General features: G+C 32.4%; 28 protein-coding genes and 6 pseudogenes. 24 read left to right on the top strand and 10 right to left on the bottom strand.

The annotated features are described in order from the left end of the window. Positions 1-103: 103 nt before the first annotated feature. The 14 genes and pseudogenes from PWK10_RS18720 to PWK10_RS10820 all read left to right on the top strand — a co-directional run bounded on the left by PWK10_RS18720 (position 104) and on the right by PWK10_RS10820 (position 11,450). Complete coding sequence (locus tag PWK10_RS18720) at positions 104-1,174, top strand: flavin reductase family protein (RefSeq protein ID WP_342455500.1); 1,071 nt, start codon at positions 104-106, stop codon at positions 1,172-1,174. A gap of 2 nt (positions 1,175-1,176) precedes the next feature. Next, positions 1,177-1,803 (top strand): B12-binding domain-containing radical SAM protein, encoded by a 627-nt coding sequence (locus tag PWK10_RS10880; RefSeq protein WP_274766039.1) that lies wholly within the window; start codon positions 1,177-1,179, stop codon positions 1,801-1,803. Beyond that, positions 1,779-2,837, top strand: coding sequence for a B12-binding domain-containing radical SAM protein (locus PWK10_RS10875; RefSeq protein WP_274766038.1), 1,059 nt, complete (start codon positions 1,779-1,781; stop codon positions 2,835-2,837). Before PWK10_RS10880 ends, PWK10_RS10875 begins: the two co-directional genes overlap by 25 nt. Before the next feature lie 160 nt (positions 2,838-2,997). Then, positions 2,998-3,324: a V-type ATPase subunit subunit G family protein gene (locus PWK10_RS10870; RefSeq protein WP_274766037.1), complete on the top strand. Its 327-nt coding sequence runs from the start codon at positions 2,998-3,000 to the stop codon at positions 3,322-3,324. After that, complete coding sequence (locus PWK10_RS10865; RefSeq protein WP_274766036.1) at positions 3,311-3,688, top strand: hypothetical protein; 378 nt, start codon at positions 3,311-3,313, stop codon at positions 3,686-3,688. The genes PWK10_RS10870 and PWK10_RS10865 overlap by 14 nt, the downstream gene beginning before the upstream one ends. Next, positions 3,685-3,954 carry a hypothetical protein gene (locus tag PWK10_RS10860; protein ID WP_274766035.1) on the top strand — a complete coding sequence of 90 codons (270 nt, stop codon included), beginning with the start codon at positions 3,685-3,687 and terminating at the stop codon, positions 3,952-3,954. Before PWK10_RS10865 ends, PWK10_RS10860 begins: the two co-directional genes overlap by 4 nt. 67 nt (positions 3,955-4,021) lie before the next feature. Beyond that, the gene (locus PWK10_RS10855; RefSeq protein ID WP_342455773.1) at positions 4,022-5,200 is read left to right on the top strand and encodes a V-type ATP synthase subunit I; all 1,179 of its coding nucleotides are present in this window, start codon (positions 4,022-4,024) and stop codon (positions 5,198-5,200) included. 13 nt (positions 5,201-5,213) lie between these two features. Next, positions 5,214-5,723: a V-type ATP synthase subunit K gene (locus tag PWK10_RS10850; RefSeq protein WP_008907788.1), complete on the top strand. Its 510-nt coding sequence runs from the start codon at positions 5,214-5,216 to the stop codon at positions 5,721-5,723. A 13-nt stretch (positions 5,724-5,736) separates the two neighbouring features. Next, on the top strand, positions 5,737-6,333 hold the full coding sequence (locus PWK10_RS10845; protein WP_274766034.1) for a V-type ATP synthase subunit E: 597 nt from the start codon (positions 5,737-5,739) through the stop codon (positions 6,331-6,333). A 32-nt stretch (positions 6,334-6,365) separates the two neighbouring features. Further along, a complete protein-coding gene (locus PWK10_RS10840) occupies positions 6,366-7,352 on the top strand; it encodes a V-type ATP synthase subunit C (protein ID WP_008907790.1) in 987 nt (328 codons plus the stop codon). After that, a pseudogene (locus PWK10_RS10835) lies at positions 7,345-7,667 on the top strand (V-type ATP synthase subunit F). Before PWK10_RS10840 ends, PWK10_RS10835 begins: the two are co-directional and overlap by 8 nt. After that, a pseudogene (locus tag PWK10_RS10830) lies at positions 7,667-9,447 on the top strand (V-type ATP synthase subunit A). The pseudogenes PWK10_RS10835 and PWK10_RS10830 overlap by 1 nt, the downstream one beginning before the upstream one ends. Next, a pseudogene (locus PWK10_RS10825) lies at positions 9,440-10,815 on the top strand (V-type ATP synthase subunit B). The pseudogenes PWK10_RS10830 and PWK10_RS10825 overlap by 8 nt, the downstream one beginning before the upstream one ends. Before the next feature lie 6 nt (positions 10,816-10,821). After that, positions 10,822-11,450, top strand: a pseudogene (locus tag PWK10_RS10820) (V-type ATP synthase subunit D). A 22-nt stretch (positions 11,451-11,472) separates the two neighbouring features. Here the strand turns inward: PWK10_RS10820 and PWK10_RS10815 are convergent. The 5 genes from PWK10_RS10815 to PWK10_RS10795 form a co-directional block, all read right to left on the bottom strand. Next, complete coding sequence (locus PWK10_RS10815) at positions 11,473-11,700, bottom strand: MoaD/ThiS family protein (protein ID WP_274766033.1); 228 nt, start codon at positions 11,698-11,700, stop codon at positions 11,473-11,475. A gap of 4 nt (positions 11,701-11,704) precedes the next feature. Then, entirely contained in the window at positions 11,705-11,830 is a 126-nt protein-coding gene (locus tag PWK10_RS10810; protein WP_274766032.1) for a hypothetical protein, read from the bottom strand. A gap of 166 nt (positions 11,831-11,996) precedes the next feature. Beyond that, a complete protein-coding gene (locus PWK10_RS10805; RefSeq protein ID WP_274766031.1) occupies positions 11,997-12,371 on the bottom strand; it encodes a HesA/MoeB/ThiF family protein in 375 nt (124 codons plus the stop codon). A gap of 14 nt (positions 12,372-12,385) precedes the next feature. Then, complete coding sequence (locus PWK10_RS10800; protein WP_008907797.1) at positions 12,386-12,520, bottom strand: hypothetical protein; 135 nt, start codon at positions 12,518-12,520, stop codon at positions 12,386-12,388. 253 nt (positions 12,521-12,773) lie between these two features. After that, positions 12,774-13,385, bottom strand: a complete 612-nt coding sequence (locus PWK10_RS10795; protein ID WP_274766030.1) for a hypothetical protein — start codon at positions 13,383-13,385, stop codon at positions 12,774-12,776. A 539-nt stretch (positions 13,386-13,924) separates the two neighbouring features. On the opposite strand from PWK10_RS10795, the pseudogene PWK10_RS10790 reads away from it, so the two are divergent. Both PWK10_RS10790 and PWK10_RS10785 read left to right on the top strand, forming a co-directional pair. Then, positions 13,925-15,098, top strand: a pseudogene (locus PWK10_RS10790) (FprA family A-type flavoprotein). 82 nt (positions 15,099-15,180) lie between these two features. After that, the gene (locus PWK10_RS10785; protein WP_274766029.1) at positions 15,181-15,579 is read left to right on the top strand and encodes a hypothetical protein; all 399 of its coding nucleotides are present in this window, start codon (positions 15,181-15,183) and stop codon (positions 15,577-15,579) included. A 24-nt stretch (positions 15,580-15,603) separates the two neighbouring features. On the opposite strand, the gene PWK10_RS10780 is transcribed toward PWK10_RS10785, so the two are convergent. The 5 genes and pseudogenes from PWK10_RS10780 to PWK10_RS10760 all read right to left on the bottom strand — a co-directional run bounded on the left by PWK10_RS10780 (position 15,604) and on the right by PWK10_RS10760 (position 19,330). Next, the gene (locus PWK10_RS10780) at positions 15,604-16,875 is read right to left on the bottom strand and encodes an ABC transporter ATP-binding protein (RefSeq protein ID WP_274766028.1); all 1,272 of its coding nucleotides are present in this window, start codon (positions 16,873-16,875) and stop codon (positions 15,604-15,606) included. A gap of 70 nt (positions 16,876-16,945) precedes the next feature. After that, the gene (locus tag PWK10_RS10775; protein ID WP_274766027.1) at positions 16,946-17,587 is read right to left on the bottom strand and encodes an ABC transporter transmembrane domain-containing protein; all 642 of its coding nucleotides are present in this window, start codon (positions 17,585-17,587) and stop codon (positions 16,946-16,948) included. Beyond that, positions 17,587-17,778, bottom strand: coding sequence for a hypothetical protein (locus tag PWK10_RS10770; protein ID WP_274768384.1), 192 nt, complete (start codon positions 17,776-17,778; stop codon positions 17,587-17,589). Before PWK10_RS10770 ends, PWK10_RS10775 begins: the two co-directional genes overlap by 1 nt. 114 nt (positions 17,779-17,892) lie before the next feature. Next, positions 17,893-19,091 (bottom strand): annotated as a pseudogene (locus PWK10_RS10765) (ABC transporter ATP-binding protein); the annotation flags it as partial. A 53-nt stretch (positions 19,092-19,144) separates the two neighbouring features. After that, entirely contained in the window at positions 19,145-19,330 is a 186-nt protein-coding gene (locus PWK10_RS10760; RefSeq protein ID WP_274766026.1) for a hypothetical protein, read from the bottom strand. Positions 19,331-19,403: 73 nt separating this feature from the next. Between PWK10_RS10760 and PWK10_RS10755 the strand changes: the two genes are divergently transcribed. The 8 genes from PWK10_RS10755 (at position 19,404) to PWK10_RS10720 (ending at position 22,544) form a co-directional block, all read left to right on the top strand. After that, complete coding sequence (locus PWK10_RS10755) at positions 19,404-19,796, top strand: flavodoxin family protein (RefSeq protein ID WP_274766025.1); 393 nt, start codon at positions 19,404-19,406, stop codon at positions 19,794-19,796. A gap of 8 nt (positions 19,797-19,804) precedes the next feature. Next, positions 19,805-19,945 carry a hypothetical protein gene (locus PWK10_RS10750; protein WP_274766024.1) on the top strand — a complete coding sequence of 47 codons (141 nt, stop codon included), beginning with the start codon at positions 19,805-19,807 and terminating at the stop codon, positions 19,943-19,945. A gap of 57 nt (positions 19,946-20,002) precedes the next feature. Beyond that, positions 20,003-20,206 carry a hypothetical protein gene (locus PWK10_RS10745; RefSeq protein ID WP_274766023.1) on the top strand — a complete coding sequence of 68 codons (204 nt, stop codon included), beginning with the start codon at positions 20,003-20,005 and terminating at the stop codon, positions 20,204-20,206. Continuing rightward, the gene (locus tag PWK10_RS10740) at positions 20,203-20,544 is read left to right on the top strand and encodes a hypothetical protein (protein ID WP_274766022.1); all 342 of its coding nucleotides are present in this window, start codon (positions 20,203-20,205) and stop codon (positions 20,542-20,544) included. Before PWK10_RS10745 ends, PWK10_RS10740 begins: the two co-directional genes overlap by 4 nt. Next, positions 20,541-20,894, top strand: coding sequence for a hypothetical protein (locus PWK10_RS10735; protein ID WP_274766021.1), 354 nt, complete (start codon positions 20,541-20,543; stop codon positions 20,892-20,894). Before PWK10_RS10740 ends, PWK10_RS10735 begins: the two co-directional genes overlap by 4 nt. A gap of 96 nt (positions 20,895-20,990) precedes the next feature. Then, positions 20,991-21,155, top strand: coding sequence for a hypothetical protein (locus PWK10_RS10730; RefSeq protein WP_008907812.1), 165 nt, complete (start codon positions 20,991-20,993; stop codon positions 21,153-21,155). 87 nt (positions 21,156-21,242) lie between these two features. Beyond that, on the top strand, positions 21,243-21,968 hold the full coding sequence (locus PWK10_RS10725; RefSeq protein ID WP_274766020.1) for a helix-turn-helix domain-containing protein: 726 nt from the start codon (positions 21,243-21,245) through the stop codon (positions 21,966-21,968). 198 nt (positions 21,969-22,166) lie between these two features. Beyond that, positions 22,167-22,544, top strand: a complete 378-nt coding sequence (locus tag PWK10_RS10720; RefSeq protein ID WP_274766019.1) for a tetratricopeptide repeat protein — start codon at positions 22,167-22,169, stop codon at positions 22,542-22,544. Positions 22,545-22,551: the final 7 nt, after the last annotated feature.

The raw sequence follows: 22,551 nt of genomic DNA, 5'->3' as shown, positions 1-22,551 counted from the left end.
TTAACCTACAATATCTTGACACTATCGACGGCAGGAATGATGTTGAAATATTTTAATGATGTGACTAAAATAAATAATATAAATTAGCACAAGGAGGAAATATATGCCAAAGATTACTTGGAAACCAGGGACTATGCTCTATCCTGTGCCTGCCGCCCTTATAACATCTAAATATGAGGATAAAGAAAACATAATTACAATATCTTGGATAGGAACCGTGTGTTCTGATCCTCCAATGCTTTCAATCTCGGTAAGGCCTGAAAGATATAGTTATGAGCTAATTAAAAATTCAGGGGAATTTGTTGTCAATATCCCAAATAGGGATTTAGCCTATGTAACGGATTTTTGCGGGGTAAGGTCAGGGAGGGATGTAGATAAATTTGAATTTTTAAATCTAACAAAGGAAAAGGCAAGCGTAGTATCTGCCAGCATAATAAAGGAATGCCCTTTGGCGCTGGAGTGTAGGGTAAGGCAATTAATTGAACTTGGAACTCATCACATGTTTATTGCTGAAATTGTAGCTGTAAATGTAGAAGAAAATTTAATAGATGAAACAGGGAAGCTGCACCTTGATAAGGCAAAACTTTTAATGTATAACCATGGTAAATATTGTGTAACTGGAGAACACATTGGAAAGTTTGGATTTTCAGTAGAAAAGAAAAAGAAAAAAGGTGATATTATGGGGGATAAACAATATCTTATTGATATTAGCCGCAAGGAATTTAAGGGGGATATTTTGGATATAAGCTATGAAGGTGCTAATTTGATTATTCAAAGTGTTGATGAAGGGTATGAAAAGGATTTTAAAACATTAAAAGACTTAAATGCTGAGCTTGGGAAGTTTGATACGGTGCTATTTTTTCTATCTATTAATAAATATGGAAGGAAAAATTTAAAAAGGCTTTTAAAGAATCTTAAAAATAATCTTAATGATGAAGCAAGGATAATGATTTGGGATATTAATTATAGAAAACTGTCTCCCTTTGATACATTAAAAGTCAAGGTGATTAAAAAAAATAATAAAATAGAAACTTTAAATGAAACCTTTAGATTTAAAATATTTTCGTTAAATTCAAAAGATGTTGAAAGGATTTTGCTAAAAAATGGATATAAGGTTTTAAAATTAGATGTTGATGGGATTTTATATTACATAGAGGCAATTTACGGAGGATAGAAATGAAGGTATTGTTGATTGCGTTAAATTCAAAGTATGTTCATTCAAATTTAGCAATAAGATATTTAAGGGCCTATGTAAATGAGTTTGATGTAGAAATATTTGAAGGAACAATTAACGAAAATCCATTTAATTTATCCCTTGAGATTGCAAATAAAAAACCTGATGTAGTGGCCTTTTCCTGTTACATATGGAATATTGAAAATATCTTAAAGATATGCGGCATATTAAAGGAAATAAATAAAGATATAACTATAATATTAGGTGGGCCTGAGGCTTCATATGATCCTAAAAATATACTTCAGTTAAATGAGTATATTGATTTTATAATATTTGGCGAAGGTGAAGAAACCTTCAAGGAACTTCTTGAGTATTTATCAGGAAAGGGAAAAGATTTGAAGTCGATCAAGGGTCTAGCCTTTAGATTGGGTGAAGAGATAATTGTAAATGAAGAAAGGCCATTGATTACAAATTTAGATACCATTCCTTTTCCATATGATTTGGAAATTCCTTCAAAAATAGTATATTATGAAGCTTCGAGGGGATGTCCTTTTAGCTGCAAATATTGTCTTTCATCAACAATAAAGGGTGTCCGCTTTTTAGTTTGGAAAGGATTAAAAGAGATTTAAAATATTTAATAGACAATGATGTTAAACTTGTTAAATTTGTAGACAGAACCTTCAATGCAAATAAAAGAATGGCTATTGAAATTTGGGAATTTCTAATTCAAAACTCAAAAGGAACAAAGTTTCATTTTGAAATAGCAGCGGATCTTTTGGACGAGGATTGCTTTGAAGTTTTAAAAAGGGCACCAAAGGATCTTTTTCAGTTTGAGATGGGTGTGCAAACTACCAATGAAACAGTTTTAAAAAATATAAATAGGATAATGGATTTCGAAAAAGTAAAAAATAATGTAAAAAGGGTTATGAGTATGGGGAATATCCATTGTCATTTGGATCTTATTGTAGGGCTCCCAGGAGAGGATTTTAGTTCCTTTAGAAGGTCCTTTGAGGATGTAATGGATATAAAACCGAATGTTTTGCAAATTGGCTTTTTAAAGGTGCTAAAGGGCTCACCGATTAGCTTTGAGGCAGAGGAGTATGGAATAAAATATTCACCCTATTCCCCTTATCAGGTATTAAAGACAAAGGATTTAAGTTTTAAAGAAGTTGTATTTCTTATAAAATTTGAAGAGGTTTTTGAAACATTTTATAATTCCCATATATTTGATAATACAATCAGATACTTTTTAAACAAGTTAAATAGCTATGAATTTTTCAGTAAGCTTACTATCTTTTTGGAGGAAAATAATTTCTTTAAATTGAATTTTGATCTTAATGGGAAAACAAAACTTTTGCTTGAATTTTTAAAAAAATATGAGGATGAGGATATAGTAAAGAGCCTTTTGATTCATGACTATTTGTTTACTACAAAGAAAGGGTATCTTCCGGAATTTTTAAAAAGTGATGATGAGATAAACATAAAAGATGTTTTAGCTGAGAATAAGGAAATTATATATGAAAAATTGCGTGTTAAAGATTTCAAATCTGTTTTTGCTGTAAAGGTAAAGGTTGACATAAAGGAAGATTACATATATGGAAATTACATCCTTGTAATTAATTTACTAGATAAGCGATTTTTTACATCAATATGTAATATTTAAAAATTACAAGAAAATTCGATAAATTAATACTTTAACAATCGATTTATGTAATTTTTTAAAAAATATCAATATTAATAAATTTCTCTATTAAAAAAATTATAGTATAATGTAATTTGTAAATTATTTATTAATTTTTATCAAAATAAAAGGTGGTGATAACTTGGCACTTGAAGTTGTTAAACAGGTGGCTGAAATTGAAAAGCAGGCTGATGAGATAATTAAATCAGCACAGCAGAAGGCAAATGGTATATTAAAGGCTGCAAAGGAAAAGTATGATTTATTGATCAAGGAAGCAAACCTTAAGGGTAATGAAATTTATAGGGAAACTATAAATAGGTTTGAGGAGGAAGGCAAAGAAGAGGCAAGGCCCATTTATGAGGAGGCAAATAGGACGATAGAAAATATACAAAACATACCTAATGAAAAGATAGAAAAGGCAATTAATATGGTTATTGAGAGGATAGTGAATAGCCATGGCGATAGTTAAAATGAAAAAATTGAACTTAGCTTGTGCTAAGGAAGACAAGGAAAAAATATTAAAACTTCTGCAAAAATTAGGTGTAGTTCAGATAATCGATTTAAAGGATGAACTAGAAGATACTGATTATGAAAAAGAAAAGCCCTCAAACGAAGTAGAATATGAATTTGCAAAAGTTAAGTTTACCTATGAATTTTTAAAGCAATATTCAGAGGAGAAAAAGGGAATTTTTACTCCTAAAAATGTATTAAGCTTTGAGGAATTTGAAAGGCTTGATTCCCATTTAGATTGGGAGGAATATTATAAGGCAGCAAAATTCATCGAGGAATCGATGAATACAAACAGGACAAAAAAGGAAAAGTTCTGTCTTTGATCGAACAATATTCAAACTGGGTTAATCTTGACGTCTCAGAAGCTGAATTAAAATCGCTAAAAAATGTTGCTTATTTTATAGGGACGGTAAATAAAAAATATAAAGAACAGCTATTAATAGAGCTTAATGAGACCTTTAAAGAAATTTATATCGAAACAATATTTGAAAAACAAAATGATGTAAATGTATTAGTTCTTGCACATAAAGATAAGTTTAATGAAGTATCAGAAGTTCTAAAAAATATGGTTTTGCAAAGACTAATTTAGAATTTGACAAAACACCAAAGGAAAAGATATTAGAACTAAATAAAGAAATCGAAAGTTTAGAAGAAGAATATCAAAAGTTAATAGAAAGGGCAAAGGAAGCTGCAAAAATATCGAAGATGTTGAAAAAATTTACGATTATTTCTATTCTAAACTTCAGCTTGAGCAGGCAAAATCAAAGCTTGTTTTAACCAAAAAGACAGCGGTTTTAACAGGATGGATTCCAGAAGACAAAGTTGATGTAGTAAAAGAAAATGTTCAAAATAAATTTAAACATGTATTCATTGAAGTTGAGGATGCAGAATTTGAAAATGCACCAGTTTTATTAAAAAACAACTGGCTGTCAGAACCCTTTGAGGTTGTAACTTCTATGTATGCACTACCAAAGCCAACAGAGATAGATCCAACACCAATTCTTACGCCGTTTTTCCTTTTATTCTTTGGAATGATGATGGCGGATGTTGGATATGGTATTTTGATGTTTTTGGTAGGAATTTTAGGCCTTAAGTTTACAAACATTGAGGGGGATCTTAAAAAGCTACTAAAGCTTATACTATATTGCAGCATTCCAACAATAGCATTTGGTTTGCTATATGGCAGTTTCTTTGGAGGAATAATTAAACTTAAGCCACTATGGGTTGATCCTGTAAATGAACCTATGGAGATTTTAAAATGGTCTATAATTTTTGGTATAGTCCATCTTTATGTTGGGCTTGGAACAAAGGCATATATGTTGATTAAGAACGGAAAAGTTTTAGATGCCTTCTTTGATGTTGGAGCATGGTATTTACTACTTTCAGGGCTTATATGGATGTTCCTCGGCGGAGGAACTATAGCGAAGGTTCTTGCAATATTAGGCGCATTAATAATACTTCTAACCCATGGAAGGGAAAACAAAACCATAGTTGGTAAGTTCTTTGGTGGATTTTACTCATTATATGGTGTTACAGGATATTTAGGTGATGCTTTATCCTACTCGCGTCTTTTAGCTCTTGGCCTTGCATCGGGGCTAATAGGATGGTCCTTTAATCTTCTTATAAGCCTTTTAGGAAAAGGTATGGTAGTTTATATCTTTGGACCACTGATATTTATAGCAGGACATACATTTAACTTTCTTATAGGAATTTTAGGAACGTATGTCCATACATCAAGATTGCAGTATCTTGAATTCTTCGGCAAATTCTATGAAGGTGGCGGAAAGGCCTTTGAGCCTTTAAAAATAAAAACAAAATTTATAAAAGTAGAATAAGGGAGGAGTTAATATGGAAAACTTTACAACATTCGTTGAATTTTTAAGAGCTTATGGTGGAGCAACTTTAGCATTATTAGGAGCTGCCCTTGCAGCATTAATGGCGGGCATTGGTTCAGCAAGAGGTGTTGGTATCGTAGGTCAAAGTGCTGCAGGCCTTATTACTGAAGATCCAGAAAAGTTTGGTCAATCACTTATATTACAGGTTATCCCAGGAACACAGGGATTTTATGGTTTTATTACAGCTCTAATTGTTCTTTCAAGAATAGGTTTATTAACAGGAGGACTTAAGCCTTTAACATTAGCTCAAGGATTTTATCTATTAATGGCATGCCTTCCAATGGCCTTTGTTGGATATAGTTCAGCAATATCACAGGGTAAGACTGCAGCGGCAGGTATCCAAATACTTGCAAAGAGACCAGAAAAGATGTTTAATGGTGTTATCTATGCCGTAATGGTTGAAACATATGCCGTAGTTGCTTTGATTACTTCAATATTGATGATCGTTAACATAAAGATATGAGGGAGTGCTTAAAATGGCCGGAATTGAAAATTTAAAGGAAAGGCTCTTATCTGATGCCAATGAAAAGGCAGCTAACATAGAAAATGAAGCATCTATGAAGGCGAATTCAACTTTAGAAGAAGCTAAAAGTAAGGCAGATAAAATAATTGAAGAGTTAAAGGAAAAAGCAGAAAGGGACGGAAGGGAAAGAAAGGAAAGAATAATTTCAAAGGCTAAAATGGAAGCAAGGGATATGGTATTAAAGGCAAAACTAGATGCCATTGATAATGTATTTAGACTTGTTGTTGAAAGAATTAATAACATGGATATTGCTTCATACAGAGATCTTTTTAAAAAGCTTATATTAAATAATGTGGAAACAGGAGATGAAGAAATAGTCCTTTCCGTTAAAGATAAGAATAAATTTGATCAAAACTTTTTGTTCGATATAAACAGGGAACTTATGTCAATGGGTAAGCTCGGCAATCTTAAATTTAGCCAGGAAACCCTAAATATAAGTTCAGGATTTATATTAAGAAGAAGGGGACTTGAGATAAACTGCACAATTGAAGCTTTAATTAGGAATTTAAGAGATGAGCTAGAGGCTGAACTAGCAAAACAACTTTTCTAGTTCCTCCATTTAACAAGATAGGAGGGGAAGCAATGGATTTAACTTATTTTGCACAGAGCATTGCAAGGGTTAAGGCTATGGAAACAAAAATGCTCGATAAGGCTAAATTTGAAGCCCTTATTGAGGCAAAGGATTTTAACGAAGCAGTAAGGATGCTTCAGGATACAGTGTATTCTAATTATGATATGAGGGATTTTGAAGTAGGATTAAAGAAGGCCTTAGAGGATCTTTATTCCGAAATGGGGAAAATAAGTCCTTCAAAGGAAGTTGTAGACTTTTTAGCGGCAAGATATGATGCTCATAATATTAAGACATTAATCAAGGCTAAATTCTCAAGCTTTGAGTATGAAAGGCTTCTTTATAACATTGGAACTATTCCTTTAGATTCTCTAAAGTTAATGATCAAGGATGAAAATTTTAGAGATCTTCCATCTACATTGAGAAATTGTATTGAAGGTGCAATTGGGGAATATAAAGCCAATAAAAATCCCCAAGGGATAGATATTACAATTGATAAAGGGATAATAAAATATATGTTTGAAATAGCTGAAAAATCAAAGCTTGAGTATTTGATAAAGATAATAAAGATTATAATAGACATGACTAATATAAAGGCCTTTATAAGAATAAGAGTTCAGGATAGAGAAAGGGAACTTTTTAGAAAAGTGTTTATCGAGGGTGGCAATATAGATATAGACCATTTCCTCAATAGTTTTAACGATTCCCTTGACTCCTTTGGTAACAAGATAATGCATACTGAACATTTTAAGTGGGTAAAGGGTGGTTTAGAGGAATATTTAAAAACAAACGATCTTGGAAGCCTTGAAAAGTATGGTGATAATTATTTGATCGACTTTATTAAAAATTCTAAGTTTGTCTCCTTTGGGCCGGATCCTCTTATAGCTTACATATTAGCAAAGGAGAACGAAATAAGGCTTTTGAGAATAGTTTTAACGGGCAAAAAGAACAACGTAGCACCCGACGTTATAAGGGAAAGGTTGCGTGATATTTATGTATAAGATTGGAGTTGTCGGGGAAAAGGATGCAGTTATAGCCTTTTTATCCCTTGGTATGACTGTTAAGGGGGTTGAAAATGCAAAGGAAGCCCAAATGGCAATCGATGGTATGGCAAGGGAGGGCTATGGTCTTATATTCGTAACAGAAACTATTGCCAAGGAAATAGATGAAACCATAGAAAGATATAAAAACAGCTTTTTACCTGCAGTTATATTAATTCCAGGCGTTCAAGGTAGTCTTGGAATTGGACTTCAAAAATAAAAGACAATGTTGAAAAGGCTGTTGGAGTAGATATTTTATCAAAGAAGGAAGGTTGATAGTCTTGAAGGCGGGAAGGATTATAAAAGTTTCAGGACCATTAGTTGTTGCTGAAGGCATGGAGCATGCCAAGATGTTCGATGTTTGTAGAGTTGGTAATAAAAGACTTATAGGCGAAATAATAGAAATGCGTGGAGATAAGGCTTCAATTCAGGTTTACGAGGAAACATCAGGTCTTGGTATTGGCGAGCCTGTTGAAACTACTGGTGAGCCATTGAGTGTTGAACTTGGCCCTGGCCTTATCGAAGCGATGTTTGATGGAATTCAAAGGCCTCTTGATAAGATAATGCAGATGGCAGGAGATTTTATAACAAGGGGTATTGACGTGCCAGCCCTAGATAGGGAAAAGAAATGGCACTTTGTTCCTAAAAATCAGTAGGAGACTATGTTCAACCTGGAGACATATTTGGAACTGTTCAAGAAACAACTTTAATAGAACATAGAATAATGGTTCCATATAATGTTGAGGGAGAAATTGTAGAGATATTAGAAGGAGATTTCACGGTTTTAGATACTGTTGCTAAGGTTAAAAACAAAGATGGCGAAATTGTAAATCTTACAATGATGCAAAAGTGGCCTGTAAGAAAGGGAAGACCATATAAATCAAAGATAACGCCAGAGGAACCACTAATTACTGGACAAAGAATAATAGATACCTTCTTCCCAGTTGCAAAGGGAGGAACAGCTTGTGTTCCAGGTCCCTTTGGAAGTGGAAAGACAGTAGTTCAGCACCAGCTTGCTAAATGGGCGGATGCGGAGATAGTTGTATACATCGGCTGCGGTGAACGTGGCAATGAGATGACTGATGTTTTAATGGAATTCCCAGAACTTAAGGACCCAAAATCAGGGGAGCCATTAATGAAAAGAACTGTTCTTATTGCTAACACATCAAACATGCCTGTTGCTGCAAGAGAGGCTTCTATTTATACTGGTATTACAATTGCAGAATACTTTAGAGATATGGGATATTCAGTTGCAATGATGGCAGATTCAACTTCAAGATGGGCAGAGGCTCTTAGAGAGATGTCAGGACGTCTTGAAGAAATGCCTGGTGAAGAAGGATATCCAGCTTACCTTGCATCCCGTGCAGCACAATTTTATGAAAGAGCAGGAAAGGTTTACTGCTTAGGATCAGATGAAAGAATAGGTGCCTTGACAGTTATAGGTGCAGTATCTCCTCCAGGTGGAGACCTTTCAGAACCTGTAACTCAGGCTACATTAAAAATAGTTAAGGTGTTCTGGGGACTTGATGCAAATCTTGCCTATAGAAGACACTTCCCAGCTATAAACTGGCTTTTAAGTTATTCATTATACATGGAAAAAATCGCACCGTATATTGAAAGAATGGGCTTTGAAGGCTGGGGCGAGATGGTTAGAGAAGCCATGAAGATATTACAGGAAGAAGATGAATTGCAGGAAATCGTAAGACTTGTAGGTATAGATGCTTTATCAGAAAAGGATAGACTAACTTTAGAGGCAGCAAAGTCTTTAAGGGAGGACTATCTACATCAAAATGCCTTCCATGAGGTTGATACCTATACTTCACTAAATAAGCAATATAAAATGTTAAAACTAATTTTGGAATTCTACCATCAATCTCAAAGGGCATTAGATGCAGGGGTTTACCTTAGCAGGATATCAAACCTTCCCGTAAGAGAAAAAATAGCAAGAGCAAAGTATGTTCCAGAAAGTGAAATAAACAAGGTGGATGAAATATTCGTAGAACTTAAGGAGCAGATAGAAACTCTTATATCGGAGGGAGGGTTTGTAAATGCTTAGAGAGTATAGAACTATAAGGGAAGTTGCAGGACCATTGATGCTTGTTGATGAGGTTGAAGGGGCACTATACGATGAAATAGTTGAAATTGAAACCCAAAGTGGAGAAATAAGAAGGGGAAAGGTTCTTGAAATAAATGGGAATAAAGCCTTGATTCAGCTGTTTGAAAGTTCTGCAGGTATAAATCTTCAGGGAAGTAAAGTAAGGTTCTTGGGTAAAACACTTGAGCTTGGCGTATCAATGGATATGCTTGGAAGAGTCTTTGATGGTCTTGGAAGACCAAAGGATGGAGGACCTAAAATAATTCCTGAAAAGAAGCTTGACATTAATGGTAACCCATTAAACCCTGTTGCAAGGGACTATCCGTCAGAATTTATTCAAACGGGTATCTCAGCAATAGATGGGCTTAACACCCTTGTTAGAGGGCAAAAGCTTCCAATATTCTCAGGTTCAGGTCTTCCCCATGCAAGGCTTGCAGCTCAAATTGCAAGACAGGCAAAGGTTCTAAGTGCTGATAGCAAATTTGCAGTTGTATTTGCTGCAATGGGTATAACATTTGAAGAGGCTGAATTCTTTATATCAGATTTTAAAAAGACTGGTGCTATAGACAGGGCAGTTCTTTTCATAAATCTTGCAAACGACCCACCAATCGAAAGAATTGCAACTCCAAGAATGGCACTAACTACGGCAGAGTATTTGGCCTTTGAAAAGGGAATGCACGTTCTTGTTATAATGACGGACATGACAAACTACTGTGAAGCCCTAAGAGAAATTTCAGCTGCAAGAAAGGAAGTTCCAGGACGCCGTGGATATCCAGGTTATTTATATACTGACCTTTCAACCCTTTATGAAAGGGCAGGAAAAATAAGGGGCAAGGAAGGTTCAATTACACAAATTCCAATCCTTACAATGCCGGAAGATGATAAGACTCACCCAATTCCTGACCTTACAGGATATATAACAGAGGGTCAGATAATCCTTAGCAGAGAGCTTTACAGAAAGGGTGTTAATCCTCCAATAGATGTTTTACCATCCCTATCAAGACTTAAGGACAAAGGAATTGGTAAAGGTAAAACGAGGGAAGACCATGCAGATACAATGAACCAGCTCTTTGCTGCCTATGCACAAGGAAAGCAGGCAAAGGAACTTGCAGTAATCCTTGGTGAGGCTGCACTTTCAGATACAGATAAGCTTTATGCTAAATTTGCTGAGGAATTTGAAAAAGATATGTAAGCCAAGGGGAATATGAAAATAGAAGCATTGAAGAAACACTAACAATAGGATGGGAGCTCCTATCGATACTTCCAAGAACTGAGCTTAAGAGAATTAGAGAAGAATACATCGAAAAGTACTTGCCCAAAAGGGGATGAAATTTAATGAGATTAAATGTCAATCCAACACGAATGGAGCTTAGCCGTCTTAAAAAGAGGTTAAAGGTTGCTGTAAGAGGTCATAAACTTTTAAAGGATAAACAGGATGAACTTATGAAAAAGTTTATTGACCTTATAAAGAAAAACAATGAATTAAGACTAAAGGTTGAGGAAGAACTTACGAAATCCCTTAAGGATTTTATGATGGCAAGGGCAGTAATGGGGACGGAAGCGTTAGAAGAGGCGATTGCAATGCCGGCTGAAACTATAAAGCTTGATGTAACAAAAAGAATATAATGAGCGTTAATGTTCCCATTATGAACTTTGTAAGAGAAGGTAGCGAAAATGCAAGCATATATCCTTATGGTTTCTTTGCAACAACTGGGGAGCTTGATGCTGCTATTAAAAAATTATACGATATTATGCCTCATCTTTTGGAACTTGCAGAGGTTGAAAAGTCCTGTCAGCTAATGGCTGATGAGATTGAAAAGACAAGAAGAAGGGTTAATGCCCTTGAATATGTTATGATTCCACAGCTTAAGGAAACAATAAAATATATTACAATGAAGCTTGATGAAAACGAGCGTGGAACTTTAACAAGACTTATGAAGATAAAGAGTATGATGCAAAAATAAAGGTGGCAAATTGCCACCTTTTTTATCCGCCACCAATATATGGATAAAATCCAACTGTATCTCCATCCTTTAGTTTTGTGTTAAAATCAGCGTTCTGACCATTAATAGTGCAGTTGAAAACTTCATTTAAAGGTAAGGCTAATTTTTTTATTAAATCATTAACTGTTGCACCTTGAGGAATTTCAATTGTTAAAGTAGAACTACCTGTATATTTAGAGAGCATGGCAAATAATTTGACCGTAACCTTCATGCTTTCACTCCTTAGAACACGACGGACAATCCTTTTGTTTTTCTACATCGATTGTTTCAAAGATATCGTTTTCAATATCTATAAAATAAACTTTGTTTGAAATTTTGCTATTTACATAGTTGTAAATCAAATTAACTGCAAGTCCGGATAAAATTTTAGAAAGATGATTAAGGGCAAAATTGTCTTTATCAAGATTTTTGATGTTATTATGTCCTTTATACAGTTTATGCAGTGATTTTTATAAGGCGAAACTAGTGTTACAATTCCTGATGTAGAGTTATGATGAACAAATACCATTACTTTTTGTTTTTTAAACAATAATCATTGATTAAAAGGCTGGTATTAAAATTTGAAGTAGTGTCAACGATAACATTGCAGTCTGAGCAGTAGGCATGGATGTTATGTTCATCTATTCTATCTATGTATCCTTGTAAAAGAACCTCTGAATCTATCTTTTCTAATTTTTCAAAGGCAGCTTCGACCTTAAGGCGGCCAATGTCATTTTCGTCAAATATAGAATGGGTGAAAACATCGGCTTCATTGATTTCGGCATCGTCTATAAATGAAATATTTTTCATCCCCAATCTTGATAAGGAGTCGATTATTGAAGTCCCAACTGAACCGCATCCTATTACGCATATTTTAAAATCGTTACTTATTTTATCGTTCATCTAAAGACCCCCATTTATTCAATTTCAATTCCTTTATAATTAAAAAATGATCCTAAAAGTGGTAAAGAGGCTTTTAAACTAAGTTCAATCCTTTCGCCAATCTTTATCCCTTTTTGAATAAAAATCTTTATATCTTTATAATCAAACACATCATATTTTTCTTCATTTAAAACTACCTTTTTGCCTCAATCCAAAGGCTTTTTACTTGAGGCCCACCTCATCCACAGCTAGTTTTGATTATTTTAATTTCCAGCTTACCACCTTTATTTAAAATGTAGTTATAAGTTTTATCGTTCATTACAATCTCCATAAAAAGCCTCCTTCCTTATTATTATTTTATCATTACATAATTTTTTACAACATTAAATTATTTTAAAAGGCACCTCACGGTGCCTTAGTTTTCTATTTTTTGAATTCATTTATTGCAGCTTTTACAAGTTCAATATCATATCCCCAGGACTTTATTGCATGAATCTTGAAGGATGCTGTATATTTAGTAAGCTCCTGCATTAAAATTTCCTCCTCATAGCCACATCCGCTGCTTGCTAAATTAACAAATAGAATTTCTGATATGCTTTGAGATTTATAATAATCAAAGGAGAATTTTAAATCTTTAGATATTAATATTCCGCTTTCTATAAAACCATACTTTACAAGTCGATCCTTTAACTTTTCTGATGTATTTGTTTTATCATCATATATTAGTATTCCTTTAAATCTTTTAGGAAGGTTATTAATTTTATTAACATAATAGTTAATGAAGATATCTGAGGCGTAGATAGGTCTTGTAAATTTTATTGTTATTCCCCTATCCCTCAAAAATTCTAAATCTACTTCTTTATTTATTTTTGAGTCTATCTCCCTTGAGGTATAGTTGACTATATATATGGTTTTACATCCATCTTTAATGGCAGAATTAATTGCATCTTGAATTTTGGGAACATATCCTTCAAAGGCAATATAAAAGTAGTAGGGTTTATAATTAAGAAGAGATTTTTTAAGTTCTCTTGCCACCTTTAATAATTCATCATTTTTATAATTGGTTCCTATCTTATAGTAAAATCTTTTAATTTTGTAACAAAGAAAGGGTTTTGATAATAAATTTATATTCTTTAAAAAATAATTGGCATAAAAGGAGTATATTTTTCCATTTCTCCTTCGCTATAGAAAATTACGGCCTTTTTAGATTATCTAGATTTGAAAAATTCGGATAAGAACTTTTTTAGGCATAAATACAAAATAACTGCATAAAGCATAGGAGAAAAAGAAAAATATAATAAAAGCTGGAATATATTTTATATTTATAGTAAAATATTTTCTAGAGAAAACAAATATCAAAATTGAAAATACAAAAATTGCAAATAATAATGGATAATAGGATGTAGGTGATATTAAAATTAAAGTAAAAAGTATCCCCATAAAATGGAAAATAGTAAAATAATCAAATTTTCACCCCCAAAAATAAACCTCAATTAATTATATGAGTTTGTTTATAAAATTTACTACAATGCGGATTGTAAAATAATAATTTTAAATAGTTAGGAGGTGCATTTATGCAAGCTATAGAAATTAAAAAAGATGTTTATTGGGTTGGTGCTAAAAATCCAGATCTTAGAGTTTTTGATATCATAATGACGACAAAAAGGGGCACTACATATAATTCATATTTAATTGTTGATGAAAAAGTTGCGCTTATAGATACAGTTAAGGATGGATTTTTTGATGAATTTAAAAACAGGATAAAATCTGTAATTGGCGACAGAAAAGTAGATTATTTAATAGTAAATCATACAGAACCTGACCATAGCGGTTCTATAAAGTCGATTTTAAATGAATATCCAGATATAAAAATATATGGTTCAAAGGCAGCTTTAATGTATATTAAGAATATAATAAACAGGGATTTCGATGGAACAGAAGCGAAAGATGAACTTAATTTAGGTAAAAGAACATTAAAGTTTATCTCAGCCCCTTTTTGCATTGGCCGGATACAATATTTACTTATGATGAATTTGATAAAATACTTTTTACCTGTGACTTTTTAGGATCCCATTATTGTGATGACAGCATTTTTGACGATGAGGTTGGAGATTTTTCTGATGAGTTTAAATATTACTATGATGTTATAATGGGACCTTTCAAAAGCACGTTTTATCTGCAATTGAAAAGATAAAGCCCCTTCAATTTGATGTAATTGGAACAAGTCATGGTCCGGTTTTAAGAAAGGATTTGCAAAAATATATAGATAAATACTATGAATGGAGTAAACCAGTTTTAGACATTCCAAAGGATAAATATGCCCTAATCGCCTATGTTTCTGCCTACGGATATACAAAGGAAATTGCGATGGCGATTAAAGAAGGATTAAAGGATGTAGGCTGTGAAGTTGATGTTCATGACATTACTGAACTTCCTTTAGAAAAGCTTGTTGAAAAGGCAGATAAAGCAAAGGCAGTTTTAGTTGGCTCACCAACTATAAACCAGGATGCAGTAAAACCCGTTTGGGATTTTCTTTCATTAGTAAGCCCCATAATCAATAGAGGCAAAATTGCCATGGCCTTTGGATCCTATGGTTGGAGCGGCGATGGAGTTCAATTGATTACTGATAGGTTAAAGGGATTGAAGTTCAATGTAATTGAGCCAGGATTTAAAGTATGCTTTAAACCAAGTGAAGAGGACTTAAAAAGAGCAAGGGAAATTGGAAGAGAAATAGGAGAAAAAATATGAGGGATTAAATCCCTCTTTTTCTTCTGTTTATTTTTGGTAAATATGAGATAATATAAGTAGATTAATGAAAGGGAGTGTTGATATGATAGACAGAGAAAAGATAATTGAGTTTTTAGAAAATGAAGGACTTAACGAAATCGATGTTATCGATTATAAGGATGAAGACGTCTTAGTTTTAAACTTCTTCTATACCTTTGATGAGGCAGAGCTTGAAGCTGCAAAGCAGTTTGCAAACGATAATTACGAAGAGGATAATGAGGATGAATGGTATGAAGAATACTTTTTACCATATCTTACAGATATGGCAGCGGATAATATAAGGGACATCGTCGATGATTTAGGAGAAAAGTTTGGGGTTGAAGGTGAATTTGTTCTCTACGAAATGGATAGGGATTATCATAGCGAATGTGAATGCATTTTAGCCCTTGCTGAAAAGGGAAAGGATTTTGACATTGAAGACATTTTAGATGAATTAGAATAAGGCTGCACCTTATAATGTGCAGCCTTATTCTGAAAATTGAAGCTGATAAAGGTTATAATATAGGCCTTTCTTTTCCATTAACTCATCATGGCTTCCTATTTCCCTTATTCTTCCTTTATGCATTACTATTATTCTATCGCAATTTTTTATCGTAGATAATCTGTGGGCTACTATTATGGTTGTTCTGCCATCTGAAATCTTTTTAAGGGCATCCTGGATAAGCCCTTCAGTTTCGGTATCTATATTGGAGGTTGCTTCGTCCAGGACTAAGATTGAAGGATCAAATGCAAGGGCCCTTGCAAAGGCAATAAGCTGCCTTTGCCCTTGTGAAAGGGTAGTTCCTCTTTCGTTGACTGGGCTTTCGTATTTTTGGGGCAATCTTTCAATGAACTTATCTGCGTTTACAAATTTGCAAACTTCTATTATTTTTTTATCAGTAATTCTGTTTTCACCAAGTCGTATATTACCTTTTATATCTCCTGTAAATAAAAATACGTCCTGCATAACTGTGGCTATATTTTTCCTTAAGGAATATTTATCATAATCCTTTATATTTATTCCATCTATCAAAATTTCTCCTTTTTGGACATCATATAGCCTGCTTATTAAATTGATTATGGATGTTTTACCAGCACCAGTATGCCCTACTATAGCAATTTTTTCTCCAGGTCTTATTTTAAAGCTTACATCTTTTAGAACATATTCGTCCTTTTTGTAGGCAAACCATACATTTTTGAATTCTATTTCACCTTTAAGCTTTTCAACTTTTATTGCATTTTCTGAATTTGGTATTTTTTCATTCGTATCTAGAAGTGAAAATATTCTTTCGGCGGATGCCATGGCTGATTGGAGTATATCGTATTTTTCGGTTATGTCGTATATTGGTTGGAAAAACTGCTGAACGTATGAAACAAAAACATATAAAACTCCAAAGGGAATAATTTCCTTTAAGACCATTTTACCACCAAACCATACTATTGCTGTTAAGGTCAATGTGGATAAAAAGTCTATGCTAGGCCTGAATATCCCCAAAATTATAATTTGATTTCTTGTTTCTTTGTAATAATCCTTGTTTACTTTTTCAAATTCATCAAAGGTTTTGTCTTCAATATTGAATATTTGGATGGTTTTCATACCTGATATATTTTCGGATAAAAATGCATTTATTTTAGCAAGCTTGGTCCTAACATTTCTATAGGCTTCCCTATCATATTTTCTAAATATAATAGTCAATATAATTATAATAGGAATAAAAAATAGCATAACAAGGGCTAATTTTGCGTTAAGTGTAAACATAGCAATTACTATTCCTGCTAATAGAAAAAGTCCTTAACAAGATAAACTAAGACTGAGGTATACATTTCGTTTATGGTTTCAACATCATTTGTAACTCTTGTAACAAGGCGCCCGATGGGAGTTTTATCAAAAATGAAAGGGACAACTCCTCAATGTGTTTAAAAAGTTTTTCCCTAATATTAAATATTATTTTTTGACTTGTTAGATTTAAAATATAAACCTGACCGTAATTAACAAAAAATAATATTAAAGAAACAATAAAAACATATAAAGCTGTTTTGATTATCCCCTTTAAATCATCCTGCCTTATATTTTTTAAATCATTAGATGTTAGCTTTTTTATTTCAAAGGAGTTATTATCCTGATATAATTTATCTTTGATTATAAAACTTTTAGAATAATCGACCTTCCCATAAGCTATGTAATAATCTGTCCTGTCATAAACCAAAGAGACAGTTTTGCCCTTTGGATGAATTCCCTTAAGTATAGTATTATCTTTTATAGTATAATAACTTTTATATCCATTTATATATTGATCAATTGCGTTTTTAATAAGGTATGGTCTTGATAGGTCTAAAAAGACAGCTATAAACATTAATAGAAAAACTAATGCCATTTCTTTTATATAAGGTCTTATGAATTTTAATAATCTTTTCATTAGGACGGAATCATATTCTTTTACAATTGAGTCCTCCAAATTGAATTTTTCCATTATTCCGCCTCCTCTAACTTTTCTTCAATCTGCTGTTTTAAATATATTTTCTTATAAAGTCCATCATTTTCTATAAGTTGATTATGGTTCCCGCTCTCTACTATTCTGCCTTCATCTAACACGATTATGTTATCACAATCTTTAATAGCTGAAATTCTGTGTGAAATTACAATTGAAGTTTTTCCTTTCATTACTTCCTTTAAATTTTTTAAAATCCTATTTTCTGTTTTTGCGTCAACTGCTGAAAGACAGTCATCGAAGATAAGGATTTCAGGTTCTTTTATTAGCGCTCTTGCAATTGAAATTCTCTGCTTTTGACCTCCAGATAGGGTTATTCCCCTTTCGCCAACGATTGTTTTGTAAGCATCGTTAAAACCTATTATATCCTCATGAACCTCTGCAATTTTGGCATATTTTATTACTTTATCATCGTCAGCCTCATAAAGTGGAAGGGCTATATTTTCTGCAACGCTTTTCGAAAATAAAAAGGATTCCTGAGGAACGAAACCAATTTTTTTCTTAATATTGAGATTGGAATTTTATTTATGTCGTGCCCGTTTATAAATATTGTTCCATCTTGAACATTATAAAGCCTTATTAAAAGATTAACTAATGTGGATTTTCCACTTCCTGTTTTACCTATAATACCAAGGCTTTCACCTTTTCTTATATGGAGATTTATATTTTTAAGAGCTGGAGACTTAGAGCTTTCATATTGAAAGTTGAGATTATTTATTATTATATCTCCATCTAAAGAGGTAACATTATCAACGTTCTTATCATAAATTTCAATACTTTGATTTAAAACGTTTTCAATTCTTTCCAGGGAAGCATATCCCCTTTGAACTACATTTATGACCCAACCGATTGCCATCATTGGCCATACCAGGCTTCCAAGATACATATTAAAGGCTATAAAATCACCGATAGAAATTATGTTTAAAACAACATAAGAAGCTCCAACGGCAATTAAGATTACAAAGCTCAAATAGGCTAAAAGCTCAGTAAGGGGAAAAAGGATGCCCCAAACCTTAACAAGATTCATATTTGCTTTTAAATATTCGCTATTTTGTTCATTAAACTTTACATATTCATTTGCTTCTTGGGCAAAGGTCTTTATTACTCTAATTCCTGAAAAATTCTCTTGAACGACGTCAGTAAGTTTTGCAAAGACTTCCTGAACCTTTAAAAATCTTTTATGAATGAGTTTACCAAAGTTTGTAGCAACGATAGATACAAGAGGAAGAGGAATTAGTGATATTAAAGTAAGCTTAACATTGATGGACAGCATAATTGATAATGTTATTACCGTAAGGAAAATAGCATCAAACATCATTACTATTCCTTGACCTAAGGACATTCTAAAGGCGTTTAGATCATTTGTAGCAAGAGCCATTAGGTCACCTGTTTTGTTTTTGTTATAGAAATTTATAGAGAGTTTTTCAAGATGAGAGAAAAGCTTATTGCGCAGGTCATATTCTATTTTTCTTGATGTTCCGATAATAAAAATCCTCCAGAAAAATCTTGAAATGGCTATTATAATGGATAATACTATTATTAATAGGAGATTTTTGCAACTGATATATTGGAAATACTTTTGTTTGCTATACCATCCGATAGTCTACCTAGAATTTTCGGAGGAATAAGCTGCAGAATATCCACAACAAATAGTGCTAAAATGCCAAGAATATATCTTCCTTTATATTTTTTCATATATTTTAACATCATTTTTAATTTTTTCAAATTTATCACCCCCATAAAAGGATTATATAATTATTTTAAGAAAATTTCAAATTTTTTGATTTGGAGGTTCAAAATGAAGGTTTTAGTGTTATTTGGAAGTCCTAGAAAAAAACATACTTATGAACTTACAAAGGCTTTTATAGAGGGATTAGAAAAAGATACTGAAGTTGAATTTATAGATACGCCAAAGCTTAATATATCTCATTGTATAGGATGCAATTATTGCTTAAAGGAAATGAAATGCTTTATAAAAGATGATATGGAGGATATTTTAAATAAAATCGAAGAGGCGGATATAATAGTCCTATCCTCACCGGTTTACTTTGGAACAGTAACATCATACCTTAAGGTTTTAATCGATAGATGCCAGCCTCTTTATAATAAACGTTTTGTTTTAAAGGTGGAGGATAAGGTGAAAAAGAAGGGGTTTTTAATATTTACAGCTGGAGGAAAAAACAAAGGATGATCGATTCTATGAATCTTGTTACAAAATTTTTTATGCTCTCCTGTGGTGCCGAACTTGTAGATACAATTTATTGTTTAAATACTGATGAGAATGGTTTGGATAAAGAAGCTTTACAAAGGGCCCATATTATTGCAAAGAGCATATTATGAATAAAAAATGGATTTTGTGGATATAATTACATGTAAAATGATTTTTAGGAGGGTCCCATGAAATCCAAAAGATTTTTTAAAAGCGAAATAAAGTTTTTATTAATTTTAATATTGATAATAATCCTTCCTATTATAATAGTAGGCGGAAGTAAATTAAGAAAAAGGGACTTTAAATACTATCTTTTAAATAAAGATTATGATAAATTATACACCTTCATACGATATCCATCCTTTACAAAAAGGTCTTTGAAAAATACATGAGGTATAATTTCGATGGAGGTATAGAAATCTTAGAGGATAAAAGGGCTAATGGATATAGATTTATTACGGTTAAAACGGACAAGGGAGAAAAAATTATATCATTGTCTATAGAGGATGGAAAGGAATACTGGTTTTTTAATGACTATGCAGATGATTTTTATATTGAAGCACCTGTAAATACTAAAGTTTTTATTGAGGATATGGTATATATAAATACATCAGGAAAATTTAAAGTGGAAAAGCTTCCACTTGCACTTTACGACATCGAAGCTGTTCTTGAAAACTGCGTTCCTTTTAGAAAAAAATACTTGCAGGGCAGAATTTTAAGATTGAAATGAAACTTAAAGAGGAAGCAATAAAAACATGTTTAAAATCCATTGAGGATTATTATACTTTTTATCAAAATAGTATAAACACATTAAAGGTTCAGAATGTTTCTGTTATAGATAAAAACAGCGGGCTTTATAAAGAGGTTTTGGACGAAATTGCTTGGAACAAGGATTTAGGAAATAAGGTAATGAAAAAAATATTAAGTTATGAATTGAAAGAGGCAATTTTAGAAAGTGAAAAAATAAAAATAAAAATAAAGGAAAAATGGGAGATAAAAATAGAAGATGGAAAAAACAGAGCACGAAATCCGAAGAGTTTGAAAAATATTATATATTCCCCTATAGTAAACCTAACGTAATTTCCCAAATTATAACAAATAAATAATACTTTTCATGTTTAATATTAAAATAATTACACACTCTATATTTAGAATAATTTGAAGGGAGTGTGTAATATGAGAGGAAGATTCATTAGTGGACTTGCGGCAGGAACTATTCTCGGTGCAATAGCAGGTATGATGATGGTTCCTCAAATGGACTATAGAAATAGAAGAAGGATAAATCGTGCAAGTAGAAGAGTAGAGGAGCTATTAAACGAATTAAGACAAAATTTAAGATGAAAAAGCAGGTTTTCCTGCTTTTTCTTTTTATTTACTAAATAAGTCGACTTGTGTATAATTTATATAAATAAATTGTTAAAAAAGGGGATGTGCTATGGAAGTTTTAACCTTGGGGGAAAAGATAAAATTAAAAGAAAAGAAAAAAATTTAACATTAAAGGAACTTGCCGGTGATAGAATAACTCCTGGACAAATAAGCCTTGTAGAATCTGGGAAATCAAATCCCAGCATTGAACTATTAGAATATCTTGCAGAAAGGTTAGAAACAGATATAGAGTATTTTTTAGAAAGCGAAGAAAAACAGGCATCAAGGATATGTGAGTTTTATTCAAATATATGTGAATCAGCGATAATATCTGAAAACTATTTAAGAGCAGAGGAGTTCATAGAAAAGGGACTTTTCTATGCACAAAAGTATAATCTTAATTATTATAAAGCAAAATTTGAATATTTTTATGCAAAGATTATGTTTAAGAAAAATGATTTAGAGGGAGCACAGCTTCACTGCTTAAATGCCAATAGCCTGTTTTTAAAATTGGATAATATAGATTATATAATAAAGAGCTTTTTGTTACTTGGACATATAAGCATTATGATGGGATACATAACTACTGCATTAAATTATTTTATTCAGGCAGATGGTATATTGAATGAACATAATCATATAGATGAAGTTTTAAAGGCAAATATACTTTACAATATAGCAATGTGCTACTATAAGTTAGGTAACAATGAACAGGCAATAGCCTTTGCTTCACTTGCAAAGGACAAGCTTGCAGCATTAGAAGATAAAAACAGTATGGAGAAACTTTAATGCTTCTTAGTATATCATATGCAAAGGAAAATAATTTAAACGAGGCGCTAAGATATGCAAAACTTGCAAAAAGATATTTTCAATAATAGAGGCAAATAGGGAGATTTCTGATATAGAGATGAATTTAGGGATGCTTTTTCACAAACAGGTGATGTCCAGCAATCCTTTGACCATTTAGAAAGGGCATTAAGGCTCAAAATGGAATATAAGGATGCGTCAGTATATGAGGCTTTATTTATATATTGCGATAATTATATAAAGCTAAAGGATTATAATAAGGCACTAGACCTAGTCAATAGAATTTTAAACGATGCTGGAGACAACGAGAAAATTAGAATAAAAGTATATGAATATTTATATCGAATATATGAAGCAAAGGAAGATTATAAAAATATTGAAATTTCACTGCTTGAAGCTGTTAAATATCTTGAGAATCTAGATTACAAAAAGGAACTTGCAGACTTCTATACTCTTCTTGGAAAGTTTTATATGAAATCAAACGAAAAGGAACTGGCATTGAATTTTATAAATAAAGGATTGGAAATTTACAAAGACTTAGGAATAATTTTGACGTAAACGGGTG

Origin of the sequence: Caloramator sp. Dgby_cultured_2 (genome assembly GCF_028872215.1) — a bacterium.
In the GTDB taxonomy this organism is placed as follows: domain Bacteria; phylum Bacillota; class Clostridia; order Clostridiales; family Caloramatoraceae; genus Caloramator; species Caloramator australicus.
The sequence above is the reverse complement of the archived record's forward strand: the minus strand, read 5'-3'. Positions and strand labels throughout refer to the sequence as shown.